Source organism: Fastidiosipila sanguinis (genome assembly GCF_002998295.1).
GTDB lineage: Bacteria > Bacillota > Clostridia > Saccharofermentanales > Fastidiosipilaceae > Fastidiosipila > Fastidiosipila sanguinis.
In genome coordinates, this window is sequence record NZ_CP027226.1 from 1,058,668 (window position 1) to 1,073,482 (window position 14,815).

Annotated in this window: 12 protein-coding genes; 1 reads left to right on the forward strand and 11 read right to left on the reverse strand. The window is 33.7% G+C overall.

Features of this window, described 5'->3' with window-relative positions; all coding sequences use genetic code 11:
• Positions 1-121: 121 nt before the first annotated feature.
• The 8 genes from C5Q98_RS07810 to C5Q98_RS04645 all read right to left on the reverse strand — a co-directional run bounded on the left by C5Q98_RS07810 (position 122) and on the right by C5Q98_RS04645 (position 9,730).
• Positions 122-259: a hypothetical protein gene (locus C5Q98_RS07810; RefSeq protein WP_242967347.1), complete on the reverse strand. Its 138-nt coding sequence runs from the start codon at positions 257-259 to the stop codon at positions 122-124.
• A gap of 56 nt (positions 260-315) precedes the next feature.
• On the reverse strand, positions 316-1,734 hold the full coding sequence (locus C5Q98_RS04615; protein ID WP_106012499.1) for an AlbA family DNA-binding domain-containing protein: 1,419 nt from the start codon (positions 1,732-1,734) through the stop codon (positions 316-318).
• A gap of 55 nt (positions 1,735-1,789) precedes the next feature.
• Entirely contained in the window at positions 1,790-1,921 is a 132-nt protein-coding gene (locus C5Q98_RS07885) for a hypothetical protein (RefSeq protein WP_278319990.1), read from the reverse strand.
• Between the two features lie 245 nt (positions 1,922-2,166).
• Entirely contained in the window at positions 2,167-2,970 is an 804-nt protein-coding gene (locus C5Q98_RS04625; RefSeq protein WP_106012500.1) for an HAD family hydrolase, read from the reverse strand.
• A 53-nt stretch (positions 2,971-3,023) separates the two neighbouring features.
• Positions 3,024-5,966 (reverse strand): ABC transporter ATP-binding protein/permease, encoded by a 2,943-nt coding sequence (locus tag C5Q98_RS04630; RefSeq protein ID WP_106012501.1) that lies wholly within the window; start codon positions 5,964-5,966, stop codon positions 3,024-3,026.
• Between the two features lie 43 nt (positions 5,967-6,009).
• Positions 6,010-6,852, reverse strand: coding sequence for a glycosyltransferase family 8 protein (locus tag C5Q98_RS04635; protein ID WP_106012502.1), 843 nt, complete (start codon positions 6,850-6,852; stop codon positions 6,010-6,012).
• A 20-nt stretch (positions 6,853-6,872) separates the two neighbouring features.
• A complete protein-coding gene (locus C5Q98_RS04640) occupies positions 6,873-8,156 on the reverse strand; it encodes an AI-2E family transporter (RefSeq protein WP_106012503.1) in 1,284 nt (427 codons plus the stop codon).
• 71 nt (positions 8,157-8,227) lie between these two features.
• The gene (locus C5Q98_RS04645) at positions 8,228-9,730 is read right to left on the reverse strand and encodes an arylsulfatase (protein WP_106012504.1); all 1,503 of its coding nucleotides are present in this window, start codon (positions 9,728-9,730) and stop codon (positions 8,228-8,230) included.
• 510 nt (positions 9,731-10,240) lie between these two features.
• Here C5Q98_RS04645 and C5Q98_RS04650 point away from each other — a divergent pair.
• Complete coding sequence (locus C5Q98_RS04650; RefSeq protein WP_106012505.1) at positions 10,241-11,680, forward strand: sulfatase family protein; 1,440 nt, start codon at positions 10,241-10,243, stop codon at positions 11,678-11,680.
• A gap of 98 nt (positions 11,681-11,778) precedes the next feature.
• On the opposite strand, the gene C5Q98_RS04655 is transcribed toward C5Q98_RS04650, so the two are convergent.
• From C5Q98_RS04655 to C5Q98_RS04665, 3 genes are all read right to left on the reverse strand, one after another.
• On the reverse strand, positions 11,779-12,645 hold the full coding sequence (locus C5Q98_RS04655) for a formylglycine-generating enzyme family protein (protein WP_106012506.1): 867 nt from the start codon (positions 12,643-12,645) through the stop codon (positions 11,779-11,781).
• A 24-nt stretch (positions 12,646-12,669) separates the two neighbouring features.
• Complete coding sequence (locus tag C5Q98_RS04660; RefSeq protein WP_106012507.1) at positions 12,670-13,407, reverse strand: copper homeostasis protein CutC; 738 nt, start codon at positions 13,405-13,407, stop codon at positions 12,670-12,672.
• 103 nt (positions 13,408-13,510) lie between these two features.
• A complete protein-coding gene (locus C5Q98_RS04665; RefSeq protein ID WP_106012508.1) occupies positions 13,511-14,806 on the reverse strand; it encodes an alpha-L-fucosidase in 1,296 nt (431 codons plus the stop codon).
• Positions 14,807-14,815: the final 9 nt, after the last annotated feature.

The window sequence follows — 14,815 nt, forward strand, 5'->3', positions numbered from 1 at the left end:
ATGGTGTTGTTTCCTGCAAAATTTATCATTTTTCATGAGTACTTATTCTTCGTTATTCATATATGGACTTGCCATTTGAATTAAATGACCTACACACCAAGAAACAATGTATCCATTGCCCTCATTTAATACGTTTTCTTCTGTTTTTGCTAAGAATTACTTTTGCAATTGCAACTGCTACACTTGCCTTTTCTCCTATTACTAACTTTATTAATATCTCCATAAATAAAAAAGAGCGAAAAATTTCTCTCTCGCTCAAAGTATTTCTCCCTATTATTATATTGTTTTCGATAGAATTTGATTCTCTTATTAACTTTATTTGTTTACTTTCCAATATCCATCTTTAGCACTGCCTATATACTTGATTATATTTTCATCTATTAGAACTTTTAAATCTCTTTTAATAGTTCTATCAGTTACATTAAATTGTTTAGATAAATCATTGGCAGTTATTTTAGGATTATTCTTTATTATTTCAAGAATTATACCACGCCTATCACTTGGTTTTAATTTTTCACCGTCATTTTGGGTGACATTTTGGGTGACATTTTGGGTGACATTTTGGGTGACATTTTGGGTGATATAATTTAAATTCTTTAAAATTGTAGTAAATGAAGATTCTGTAGATTTAAACTCTGGTTTTAATTCTTCTTTATAATTTTCTTCTGCTTCATAAGCTTCTATTATTTTTCTAAGTCCTGAACCACGTCTTTCCATTAAATCCATCCTAGCAAATACATCCGCTATAATTGGATTTCTTCTTGTGGAAGATACATTTAGTGGATTAAGGTCTTGGACAAAAGTTCCATCATACATACCTCCGGGAGAATATATTTCTAACCTATCGTCATATATATCTATATGGACTTCACTGCCAATTACTGAGTAATCTCTATGGATTAATGCATTGACTAAAGCTTCTTGGACTGCCCTTTCAGGATATTCTGGATATTCTATTCTATAGACTTGACCCTTCTTCCACATCTTTTTTGAATTTCTTTTTACAAAGTCCAAACTTGCTTTTAAAAGGTAAATTATATTACCTTCAAATTCAGCATCATCTAAGGCATCTATTCTGCTATTCGCCTTTGTAAGTCCATTCCATCTAGTACAAAATACTCTTGACTGATAAACTTGATAATCATCTGCCAAAAGTTCTCCTGCTATGGTTAAGTTTCCCTCATCATTTATAAGCCCAAAAGATTTAAAATCTTTATCTTCAAATTCTTTTTCAGTCCTATTTTTATACTCTATGCTAAGCTCTTTAAATCTTACATCCTCTAATCTTTTATTTGACTGAAGTGAATCGTAACTAATATGTTCTCCTTTTAGTGATAGATTAAATAGGTCTATTCTATTTGCAGGGACACTCTGATTCCCTATCCTTTTATAGGCTGTTCTAGTTCCGCCATCTACTACAAAGTATGGAGTATTTTTCCCCGCAAATACATTTAAAATCAATATAACTTTTCCGTCAATTTCTTTTATTTCCATATCAAATTCCGAATTTGGATCCATTTTAGTTTTTATGATTTCAGTAATATTTTCGGAAGTCTCTTGATAATCACTAAGTCCAATAATTGTATTATCTTCTTTAACTCCAAATATTAATTTCCCTCCTTGACCATTAGCAAAGGCTGATACAGATTTTAACCAAGACTTTGACTTATTTATTTCTAATTTTTCTTTTTTATCATATAGATTTGTCTCTCCAAGATAGTCTTTTAGGTTCAAAGTATACCTCCTTCCAACAAATATTATTCTTAATTATACTTTATCTTTGTATTGTTTAATCCGTGATAGGAATTAAGATTTTTAATAGTTCATCTTCTTTTGATGATTCATCATAACTTTCATCATTGCCAGATTCATCATCTGACTCACTGATACACTCGTCATCTTCCTCTACATCTTCCAACAATCTAACTTATTTTGCTTTGACTACTTTAAAATAATATCCTGCTTCTACAACTCCTCCAATTACAATTTCAACAATTAGAAATGAACCTGAACCACTTTTTTTCTCCTTTTATTGGAACAACATTATACCGACCACCAAAAGTTAGACTATTTTAGTGTAGCAATTTATTTTACAACTCGCCTTAAGTGTCGTTTTCCAAGCGAAAATGTCATGTATAAATGCCAAGCAAATATGCCATCCATAAACTAATCAAAAAGTCCTAAACTCTGCATCGCTTTATAAATTCCGTCATTATCATTCGTATCTGTCACAGCTTTAGCATACTGCTTCAAATCTTCTGGGGCATTTCCCATAGCGAAGGAGTACTTGGCATGCTCTAACATTTCTTTGTCATTAAAACCATCACCAAATGCTACAGTACTACTGATATCCCAACCTTGATTTTCAGCAAGAATTTCCATACCTCTAGCTTTTGATATCCCTCTTCTGTTAATCAAAACATCTACAGGAGAGGATTTTGCAATATATAAATCTGGATACTTAGCTACTAAGGCCTTTTCAAGATTATCTATATCTTCTGGGCTTCCAAGGCAATAAATTTGATGAAATTCATCGAAGTCACTTTCTTTAACTGTTAGGCTAATAGCCTTTTCACCAGCTATACCTTCTTCTGCTATTATCCTTGGGTGCTCAGCATCTTTAACCATCCAATTAAAATACGAATAGTAATTCAGTAATACTTTTGGAGAATAATCTTCAATAAAATCAATTACCTCCGCAGCCTCCTCCTTTTCCATTCCAGTAGACTTGATTACATTCTCATCAATGTCATAGACTAGAGCTCCGTTAAAAGAAACCATTGGCGCTCTAAAATCAAATTGTTCAAAAAGTGGCAATATAGATGCTGGACCTCTTGCTGATGCTATCGCATAGGGAATACCCTTTTCTTCTAACTTCCTCAAAACCATTTTGGTCGATTCTAACATTTGATGCTCAGAGTTTAACAAGGTTCCATCAACATCAAAAAACACCGCTGTTATTTTGCTCATAGTTACTTCGTCTCTTCCTTTTTTTGTTTTATTGTTGTAAGTTTCTCAACAATCTACTCTACCCTCAATGCATCTACAGGATCAAGTTTCGCTGCAAATCTCGCTGGAATTGCTCCTGCTATTAATGTTAATAGTACTGAAATTGCAATTAATCCAAGACCTATTGAAACTGGTATGGCTGCAGTAATCTCTTTAATACCTGTCAGATTTCTTATCAATGAATTGATTGGTATTAGCAAAGCAAGACTGATTAAAATACCTAATACACCAGAAATTAAACCTTCAACAAAAGTCTCGACATTAAACACTGTTGTAATATTATTTTTAGATGCTCCTAAGGCTCTTAGAATACCAATTTCTTTGGTTCTCTCTATAACAGATATATAAGTGATAATTCCAATCATAACTGATGAAACTATCAATGAAATAGCAACAAATGCTATAAGTACATAACTAATGCCATTAATGATTGCAGTAATACTAGACATTAGTAGGGCGATATAATCTGTATATTGAATCTTATCATCTTCTTCCTGTTGTTCGTTATATGATGTGATAACATCAGCAATTCCATCCTTTGCTTCAAAAGTCTTGGAGTAGATATATATTGTCTCTGGAACTTCAGGATCTCTATAGCCCAATGTTTCTAAGTTTTCTTTTAAGCTTTTTTCTGAAACTGTTGCTGGCATAAATTTATCATAAAGGCTTACCCATTGTGCTTCTGTAAACTCACCTTGTTTAAACAATGCAGCTCTTTGCTCTACTGGGATTTGCTCTACTTCTTTCGTTGCCATTTCTTTGTATCTCGCTACGTATTGTTCTTTCATTACATCTTTTACAGCACTGAATAATTCTTCATCACTCATTTCATTTAAGAATTTCTCAACCTGTGCCGCTTCAATTTTCATTTGCTCAGCATATGTAGCACTTACTTGTGCTTGGATCTCTTCTCTACTTAAACTTGCCAACTGATTAGACACTGCTTGCTCTACACTATCATTATCAGGTTCTGTTGCCATCCAAGTATAGAACTCGGACAACTCTTCTACACTTTTATCCTTAGCGTAGGTTTGTATATCTTCAGCCTTCTTTGCAGCATTAGGTTCTTCCCAATCGCCTGTAATGAAAGGCAAACCATTAAATACATCCACTTCTGGATTTTCTAATTGAGCTTTAACTATTTCAGTATTTTCTGTATTTTCAATAATATAATTTGTTAATGCTTCTGTATAAGCAAATGCACTACTAATACCATGTATTTGTGAATCAGCTTTTTCTCTAACAATTCCTACTACCTTAAGAGGAATCGCTGATGAGTCTGAGTCATACAAGAAATCTTTACCAGTATCAGTTGCAGAGACATCTGACCAAGTTCCATTACTTTCATTTTTAGTAAAATTCTTACTTGAAAGAATTACTTTAAGTTCAAGATTCATAAAATCCTCAAAACTAAACTCTTCCACATCACTCTTTTCGGTATCAACATCTTCATCATTTAGAATTTTGTTCATCATGTTGCTTAGTTCATCTCGATCACGCATACCTAGAGCGTATAAAGTAATATCAGCTATTTGATTATTTTTATCTAGAATCATGACGATCTCATCATAATTTTCTGGCATCTGTCCTGTTACCAATTCATATTGCTCATCATACATAGAAGCAAATTTTTCACCATTTTCACCAGGTACTAGCTCTTGGAACAAGTCAACTTCACCAGCCAGAGTAAATTGTGACAACATAGCATTTTGGTAATTATCAGTGGCAAAAGCAGATGACATTAAGTCCATCAAATTGACATAATATATATTGCCATCTTTTGCTCTAGTGTAAACAGGTAGGTCTATAGCATAGGAATAATGTATATTTGAAACATACTCTTTAATATCTTCATTACTATCTAGGTATTCCTTAAACTTACCCATATTGTTACTTATACTTGATGTGGAGGACATCCCCTGCATAAAATCAAACATAAGATTTTGTGAATAAATCTTGCTTTTGTCATTATTCTTCAAATCATCATTATTTCGTTGAGCTAAATTTTCTATAAACGCCGTGGCATCCATGGCTTCTTTTTCTATAGTTATAGGGTATGCGGTCAAAGTTTCTTCCTGAACATCATTTATATAGTTTTGAATTCCATAAGAAAGTGCAAATATAAGAGCTATTCCTATAATTCCAATTGATCCTGCTAACGCAGTTAAAATTGTTCTACCTTTTTTAGCCCAGAGATTATTTAAAGATAATCTAAATGCAGTTAAAAGCTTCATTTTGGCTTTGTTAGTTTTCTTTGGTTTAACTTCAGTGTTTTCAGGGTTATATGGGTTACTATCAGAAACGACTAAACCATCCTTCATCTTTACTATTCTATCTGCATATTTCTCTGCCAATTCTGCATCATGAGTAACCATAATGACCAGACGGTCTTTAGCAAGATCTTTGATAATATCCATTACTTGTTTAGAACTTTCACTATCCAAAGCACCTGTTGGTTCATCGGCTAAGATGATGTCTGGATTAGTTACAAGAGCTCTGGATATTGCCACTCTTTGAGATTGACCACCCGAAATTTGATTAGGTCTTTTGTTGATTTCATTACCTAAACCAACACTCTCTAACGCCTTAATAGACCTATCTCTACCTTCTGCCCTAGGAACATCAGAGATTTGATTTGCCAAGTCAACATTCTGTAGAACATTTTGATGTGGTATTAAGTTATAACTCTGGAAAACGAAACCAATTGAGTGATTTCTATATTGATCCCAGTCTCTATCGCTATAGCCTTTGGTACTATGGCCATTAATTACTAAATCTCCAGAAGTGTAATTATCTAGACCACCAATAATATTAAGCATGGTTGTCTTACCACATCCTGATGGGCCCAAGATTGCAACAAATTCTTGTTCCCTAAATGTTAAGCTTACTCCTTGAAGCGCTTCGACGTTGTAAGAACCTGTCTTATAGGTTTTGGTTATATTACGTAGTTCTAACATGTTTTCCTCCTCAAAGGAATTTCCTTTTCCCTAGCTTGCTCTCTTATTTCTCTTGAATATCCTTAACTTTTTTAAATGGATTCTCTAATTGCATATAATGCTTATATAAACTATCAAATTTAGTATTTATATTTTTTGTATTCCAGGGTTTCTTTTTACCACAAAAATGCAAAATTACTGTATTTTTCATTACCCAATCCAAATCATATTCTCTATTACTTTGCAAAAGATACTTACTATAATACCTAGCATCATAATTCCAAATTTCATCTGGTATTGAAAGCGTGACATCACTAAACAATACATTAAAAATATCTTGGTCAGGCAATATTAAAAAGCTATCAACCTCTTCTATCTCCCTAACAAGTTCTTCAAATGAAATTTGATCCCTAATACTCTTAAGATCCATTAATAAGACACCTGTATTAAAATATTCTGTCTCGGTATTCAATCTCATCATATTAATGCTATCTGTAAAAGCTTCTGTATGTGATGCCGCTGCAAAAATCTTCTTATCTTTTAATTCTAGCTTCCAGAGTGGAGATAAAGAATTTATTATTAAAATATCAGGATCTAAGTAAATAATTCTGTCTATATCTTTCGGCAAGAACTCACTTGCAAGCAATCGATAGTACATTGCAGAAGAATAATGTTTATTAACTTTATATTTGGAAAAAATCTCATTATCAATAATGCAAGGTTTGAAAACTACTCCATAACTCCCACAATACCTAATTAAATCCTCTAATGTTTCCTGCCTGATCTTATTCTCAGAATATAGCAGATAGACTACAACTTTTTCACTAGCGTTATTTATAGCTAGTGATTTCAACATAGTCTTAAATGGAGCAGCATAGTTTTCATCAAAAGTTACAAGTATGTTCATTTATACACCCTAATTATTTTCTATAGTTTTTTCTTTTGTAGTTTCTGTTTAATAATTTTCTCTTGTTTTAATTGCTTCTTACTTGATCTTGCTTCTTCTCTATTAATAGCTTTTTTCTTTTCTTTTTTAAACTCTTTTAACTCTTCTTTCTTTGCCTGTATCGCTAATAATCTATCTGTTCTTTCTTTAAATAATTTATAGAAGGTTGCGAATATAGGAACTGCCAGTATCATACCCATAGTTCCAAATAAGGAACCACCAAAGACAACAGCAACAAAGGTCCAGATTCCTGGTAAGCCAATTGAATCCCCAACAATTTGAGGGTAAATAATATTTCCTTCAATTTGTTGACAAACAACTATTATGATTAAAAATATTATTGCTTGTTCAAAATTAACTGCCGCAATCATGAAGAACCCAACTGCTCCTCCTAAAAAAGCACCCACAATAGGTATAAATGCAGTGATCATAGTCACAACACCAATTGTAAAAGCATAAGGAATTCTAAAAATTAACATACTAATTGTTATTAGTGCTGACAAACTAAGTGCAGACAAACATTGTCCTTTAATATAACTAGAAAAAGTATCATCAAGAACATCCATTACATGATAAAACTTATTGCTAAAATTCTTACTCCAGTATACATTTGTAATCTTTCTAGTTTGAGCTGCTAATTTTTCTTTACCGATTAAAAGATAAATTGCAAATATTATTGCTGTGAAAAATGTTATAAAGAATCCTGCTATATTACCAAGAAAGCCTAATGTAGATCCGAGGAAACCGCCTAAGCCATTTTTCAAGAAATTAACAACTTCTGAGCCAACTTGATTCCAATCTATAGTTAAATTTTCTATATTATTTCTTAGACTATTAGCCCATTCAGCACCTTCAGTAGAACGCAAGAACCATGCTTTAGTGTTCTCTGCAAACATCGGCACTGCTTCAACTATAATTCTTGTAGATTCATAAATTTGTGGAATTACTACATACATAACGCCAACAACGATTCCAATAATTACAAGGAAAGATAAAGTCATACTAAGAGGTCGTCTAATTTTATTAGCTATTTCTTTTTGTGAATTTGGGAATAGATATTTCTCCAAAAACTTAAGTATCAAATTCCAGATATAAGCAATTGCTATACCTATAAAGAAAGGAAAAACTATCCCTAAAACTTTACCTAAAAACATCAAAATATTATTAAAGTACAACAAACATAATGCAGCTACAAAAACTATAGCAACTTTTGTAATAAAACCTTTTTGATCTTTTATTCGTAATTTTCTTTCTGATTTATTCATATAAATTCTTTTCTCCGTAAATAATCATTCTAATTTCAAATATGTCCAACTAGTATACTGCTTAAATAAATTTACTCCGTAGGAGAATGCTTATTTCCTTTAATATAACTATCTTTTAAACTTGTCAAAATGGGCCTACCTAACTGAAGCTCATCATTTACAACATAGCCTTCTTCTCTATCTTTTAACTCTTCAATCAAGATATTTCTTAATTCACCTAGCTTTTTATTCAAGGTACTATCAGCAGCTTCTTGCTCTGCTACATAGACTAAATTCTGTAATTCTTCTGGGTCTTCAGCTAAATTAAAGAGCCATTCCTCGCCTGTCTGATCAAACCAAGAATATTTCCACTTATCTTGAGTTCTTATCATGTGGTAACTTCTGTGACCGTGACTATGCTCTCCATGGATATATTCATATGAAGATTCTTCTCCATTTAATATTTTCAAAATAGATTTGCCATCTACAGTTTCAGGAATTTCAATATCTGTTAAATCCAATAAAGTTGGCATTATATCCCATAAACTTACCAACTCATCAGATATAGTTCCTGGCTCATAGTTTAATCTACCTGTTGGATCATAAATAATTAGAGGTACTCTTGATGACCCTTCTAATGGACTAGATTTTCTCCATAAGTTATGATCACCCAGCAAGTCGCCATGATCAGAGGTAAATACAAGTATCGTATTATCGGCTTCACCTGTATCAACTAAATGTGAAATTATTCTACCAATTTGATGATCTATATGAGTTACTGCAGCTGAGTAGGCTTTGCGTGCTCTAACGACTGCATCATGCTGTACAATACCCACCTGAGTTTCAACAAACCAGCCATCACCATCAGGATCAGGTTTAGCGAAATCTCCCACAGGAGGTTCTGGTATATCTTTATTCTCATAAATATTCAAATAAGATTGTGGTGGATCATAAGGTGCGTGTGGTCTATGGAAACTCAAATACAAGAAATAAGGCACTGTAGGGTCTTTTCTTCTAAAGAAATCTCTTGCCATCTCTGCCACCCAATTAGTTGGGTGAGTATACTCTGGATATATCCATGGATGTGCTACGAATGAATTACATTCCAAACCCATGTCCATGATATCAAAGCGATTTCCTAATTCTCTTCTTGCCCAAGCTACATAATCATCAACAAAATCTGCAGTTTCTGAAACTGTTTGAGTAAGTTTACGTTGGCTATGAAGGAAACCATCATGCAAGATTACATTATCGAATCCAGCTCTGAATCTTGATGGATAAACGTGCATCTTTCCAATTGCTTGAGTTTGGTAGTTGTTTTTGGAAAACTCGCCTGCTAAATAATTGGGATATTCCCAATCAACTCCATCTTGATAACCTACCCTACCAGTATTTTCTTGTTTCATACCAGTGAAAAGATTAGCTCTTGCTGGTATACATGTAGGGACTGGAGAGTACGCTGAATTAAAGGTTATACCCTTACGGGTTAAATCATTAAGATATGGAGTTTCAACAAATTGATTGCCTGTATAACCTAGAAAATCTCCACGCCATTGATCAGCCATTATTAAAATTACGTTTGGTTTCTTTTTCATTTTTCTGCTCATTTTAATTCTATTTATTTGTGCACATGCACTTTCTCTCAAAAAATTTATTCTATTTATCCTTTATAGCTTATATACTTATTATATAGCTCTACTATAGCAAATTCGACTGTATTTTTGCGTTATAATAGGTTTATATGAATTAATTAGATCCAATAAAGGAGGAATACCATGATGCATGTAGATCAAGTTGCAGATATATTATTTTTCACAATGCCCATAGTTATAATTCTTTTAATAGTGATTGTAGTCCTACTTGTTAAAATAAATAATAAGTTAGACAAATAGATTTTTAATAAGATGTCAAAATTATAGTCAAAGTAAAAGTTTACAAAAACTCAAAAGCTTGTATTGCTTTACTGATTAACTTTTACTGAATTAACCTTGTTCATTTTATATTTTTTATTTATGTTTTTTTAATCCTACTTTATTAAAGCTAATGCTATTTTTACGTTATAATAAACGTACAAATTGATACTGCAATAGCAGGAGGTATTTCAAATGACAAATATTGAGTCACAACTCAAAAATTTACATTCTAGTAGGCCAAATATTTTATTAATTGTTTCTGATGATCATGGATATGGTGATTTATCTTTTAGAGAAGCTCATGAAGATGTACATACTCCAAACTTAGATAGACTGAGAAAATCTGGAATGCTTCTTGAAAGAGGCTATGTAAGCGCACCTGTATGCTCTCCATCTAGAGCAGGTATGATTGTTGGTGCCTATCAAGAGCGCTGGGGAGCAAAATATTTTGGTACAGCAAAGTTCGCACCAGACCAATATCAAACTATACCTGAAATTCTAAAAACAGTAGGATATCACACAGGTTACTTTGGTAAAGTTCATTATGGTCCTGATCAACCTGGAGATAGATCTAACCCAGATCAACATGGTTTCGATGAGTCTTTCTATGGTCTTGCAGCTCTAGGCTATGGTCGTCTCCACTATTTAAAACATGAATTCGATGCAGAAGAAAAATATGGTGAAGCAGCTAGCGTACACAATATGTTTGCTCTATACGAAAACGGTAAACCGGTAGAGTGTGATAACTTTTTAACATATGAATTTGCTGATAGAACTATGAACTTCATCCGCAACTCTGCTGAAAACAACACTCCTTACTTCTGTATGACTGCCTTTAACGCAGTTCACAATTTCACTTGGCAGTTACCTGAGGAAGAATTAGAGAAACGTGGCCTACCTAAGTATGATGACTTCGATCCAGATGAAGTTGAGTATTTAGACTGGTATGACGGTGTAATTACTCCTAACCTACCTCATGGACGAGAATATTATCTTGCTCAATTAGAGTTAATGGATATGAAGATCGGAGAGATTTTAGACACTATCGAGGAATTAGGTCAAAGAGATAATACCTTAATTATCTATATCACTGACAACGGTGGTTCTCCTTGCAACTACGGTAACAACGTACCTTTGACCGGTACCAAGTACACATTGTATGAAGGTGGTATCAGAGTTCCATTTATCGCATCTTGGCCTGGAACAGTTGCAGAAAATTCAATTTCTCAAAACTTATCATCTAGTTTGGACTTCTTGGAAACATTCTCATACTTGGCCGGAGCTGATGCGCCAGCAGCTAATAAAGTTGATGGTATTAACCTCTTACCTACACTACTAGGCTCTGATGGAGGTCATCAAAGACTATTCTTTGACACTGGTTTCCAATATGCTGTTCAAGATAGAGACTGGAAGTTAATTCGTACAGATCTTGAAGGATCTGATAGTGCTAGAGAAGCTTTGCTAAAAACTGAGCATGCTGTACTTGGTTATGGAAAAGAGTTGTTCAACATTGGTGAAAATATAGACGAAAGTGAAGATAATAACTTAATTAAAGAAAATGAAGAAAAGGCTAAAGAATTAGATGAACATTTCCAAGCTTGGAGAAAAGATGTGGAGAGTTCTAATAACTAGACTTTATAAATTAAATTCAAGCCATTAGACAAAAATAAACTGCTTTGATGAATTTTCAAAGCAGTTTTTATTATCTTATTTTGTGTGGAGTAGCAAACTTATCTGCAGACTCTAAATCCACAATTACTAGCAGTTGAGTTAGCTGTATTACCATTTCTTGCACCTAATCTATAACGATTACAATAACTATTGTGACATAGGAATGATCCACCTTTTACAGCTATCTCTTCATTACCATCAATACTTTCAAAATCATATGGAGGATCAGCTATAAAATCATTTCCTGCAAACTCATTCAAATCGATTCTTCTCGGATTAGAACACCATTCCCAGACATTACCTATAACGTTATATAAACCGAAGTTATTAGGATCATAATATTTAGCTGGGCAGGTTGCTAAGAAGCCATCTTCCAGTGTGTTCTCATAAGGAAATTCACCTTGCCAAATATTAGCCATGTATTTGCCATTTGGTGCAAACTCATCTCCCCAAGGCCATTTACTTGTAGATCCTGCACGAGCTGCATATTCCCACTCAGCTTCACTTGGCAATCTATAATTACCCCACTCGCAAAAGGCTAGCGCATCAATATAAGAAACATGTACAACCGGGTGATCCATAATATCTTCAATACTTGAATTAGGTCCAGTCGGATGTTGCCAATCTGCACCTTGTACATATAACCACCAAGGTAGATGCTCAACTTCTTTGTACGTAATAGAATCATCTTTATTTAGCAATCTGTAGAAAACAAAAGAAGCATTGTATTTCTCAGCTTCAGTAACGTAGCCTGTTGCATCTACAAATTCCTTGAACTGTGCATTTGTTACTGTAGTTTCAGCAATTTCAAATTCTTTAACTTTCACTTTTACCTGAGGTAGCTCTTTATCAAAGGGGTATCCATCTCTGGTGCTTGCGCCCATCATAAATTCTCCTGCAGGAATTTTTACAAATTTTATACTCATCTTATATACTCAAATCTATCCAAATTAATCAATCTTACTTAATAAATCTTTATCTACAACTTTATAGCTGTAGAGATCATTCTGGCTTGCAGCGTTATTCAGTTCACCTCTAAGTTTATTCTCAACATAAACTTTTTTAGAGAAAGTTCCATGAATATTTTCCACTCCAGAAATTTCAATTATCTCATCAATTTTCTCTGGTGCAACCCCAGCTCCTGCCATAATTTGAATACGACCATTGGCATACTCTTGCATTTCTTTGAGTGTATCTAAACCATTCAAGACACTACTTCGTTGAGCGCTAGTAAGAATTCTGTCTACTCCTAGCTCTACTAATTGGTCTATAGCTTCGCGCCAGTCTCTCACTTCATCAAAAGCTCTATGAAAACAGGTTTCTTTATCCCCAGCTAAGTTTACGAACTCTTGTGTTTTTGCAAAATCAATGTCTGAATTCTCATCAAGAAAACCGAACACTATTCCATCTGCACCAAGTTCTAACATAGTTTTGGCATCGTTAAAAGCTACTTGATACTCTGCATTGGTATATACAAACCCACCTTCTCTTGGACGGATTATATTTACTATCTTTGTTTTGCCTGATGCAATTTCTAATGCAGTTTTAGTTGTACCATAACTTGCTGTAAGTCCACCAGCATCCAAGGCTGAGCAGAGTTCAATCCTATCAGCACCTGCCTCTACAGCTGTAATTACATCCTCTATAGAGCCACAGCAAACTTCTAATGTATAATCTCTTTTTATCATTTTCTTTTCTTTCTTTAGTATTTAATTTGTATTACTTTTTTGTTTAATTTAAGAAAAGTTTAGCACTTATCTTATGCAAGAGCTAAACTTTTCTAAGTAAATTCTATTCATTGAAGCTAATAACTTTACCTTCACCTCTATATAATTCCAAAGGTTCTTTTAGCTCTATCTTAATAACTGTTGAACCAATTTCATGACAATCTTCTTCAGTTAAATTAATCCACCAAGTCCCTGGAACACCCATGTATGGTGAACCACCTGTTAATTTTGCAGATAACTTCTTGCCATTATGAAGTACACTGATATTTTCTACTTCACTTATTAAACCTTTCAACACAACTGATTCGACAGGTCTGTCATGAACGAACAAGTAAATTGTCTTATTATCTTCACTAACTGTAGATCCACCTAGGAAAAGATCATAACCTATACCAGCTTTTGTATCATAAATTGCTTCTTCATTGTCTTTAATCCAAGATCCTAAATCTTTTAGCACCTTAACTTCTTGCTCTGGAATAGTTCCATCTTCCATTGGTCCTATGTCTAATAATAGATTTCCTCCAAGAGTAAGACAGTCAACAAATAGGCGTATAACTTCTCTACTAGATTTCCAGTAAACATCTCTATGCTGATAACCCCATGAGTTATTAATTGGTACACATAATTCCCAAACACCTTCTGGTGCAACGATTGGCATGCCTACCTCAGGTGTCTTGTAATCACCATATCCTCTCAATCTTGAGTTCAACACTACATTTGGATTTAACTCATGTAATAACTTCCTAAACTCAGGCATTTTCCACTGTTCAGCAGTTCTTTCCCAGTCTCCATCAAACCATAACAAGTCTACCGTTCCATATCTTGTCATTAATTCTTTCATGGCTTCATTATTTAGCTCTAAGTGTCTTTCCCAAGCTTCATAATCTTCTGGCCCACCTGCAGGAGTCTCATATTTATTTTGCTTGGCGTAATCTTTCTCATCAGTTTCTGCACTATAAATTGATCTATAATCTTCTCTAGACCAGTCAGTTAATGAGTAATACATCCCTACTTTCAATCCCGCATTTCTGATTGCTTCAGCATAAGGTCCAATCAAGTCAGTTTTTGCTGGTGCTCCATCTACAGAGTTATGATCAGTTAAATCAGTATCCCAAAGGCAGAATCCATCGTGGTGCTTAGTGGTTAAAACTGCATACCTAGCTCCTGCCTCTTTGAAAAGTTCTGCCCATTTCTCTGGATCATAATTAGCAGCGGTAAATCCCTTTGCCTGATCCATATATTCATCATAATCTATGTAACCATTATGGAAGGACCATGATTCACTTACACCTTTAACAGCATAAATCCCCCAGTGTATAAAAATCCCTAATTTTGCTTTTTTAAACCAATCTTGCATCATAGTTTATAT

What these genes read in the sequence shown, in the direction of transcription:
- C5Q98_RS04625 (WP_106012500.1), bottom strand. Translation starts at nt 2,970, where the DNA reads ATGAGCAAAATAACAGCGGTGTTTTTTGATGTTGATGGAACCTTGTTA.
- C5Q98_RS04630 (WP_106012501.1), bottom strand. Translation starts at nt 5,966, where the DNA reads ATGTTAGAACTACGTAATATAACCAAAACCTATAAGACAGGTTCTTAC.
- C5Q98_RS04635 (WP_106012502.1), bottom strand. Translation starts at nt 6,852, where the DNA reads ATGAACATACTTGTAACTTTTGATGAAAACTATGCTGCTCCATTTAAG.
- C5Q98_RS04640 (WP_106012503.1), bottom strand. Translation starts at nt 8,156, where the DNA reads ATGAATAAATCAGAAAGAAAATTACGAATAAAAGATCAAAAAGGTTTT.
- C5Q98_RS04645 (WP_106012504.1), bottom strand. Translation starts at nt 9,730, where the DNA reads ATGAAAAAGAAACCAAACGTAATTTTAATAATGGCTGATCAATGGCGT.
- C5Q98_RS04650 (WP_106012505.1), top strand. Translation starts at nt 10,241, where the DNA reads ATGACAAATATTGAGTCACAACTCAAAAATTTACATTCTAGTAGGCCA.
- C5Q98_RS04655 (WP_106012506.1), bottom strand. Translation starts at nt 12,645, where the DNA reads ATGAGTATAAAATTTGTAAAAATTCCTGCAGGAGAATTTATGATGGGC.
- C5Q98_RS04660 (WP_106012507.1), bottom strand. Translation starts at nt 13,407, where the DNA reads ATGATAAAAAGAGATTATACATTAGAAGTTTGCTGTGGCTCTATAGAG.
- C5Q98_RS04665 (WP_106012508.1), bottom strand. Translation starts at nt 14,806, where the DNA reads ATGATGCAAGATTGGTTTAAAAAAGCAAAATTAGGGATTTTTATACAC.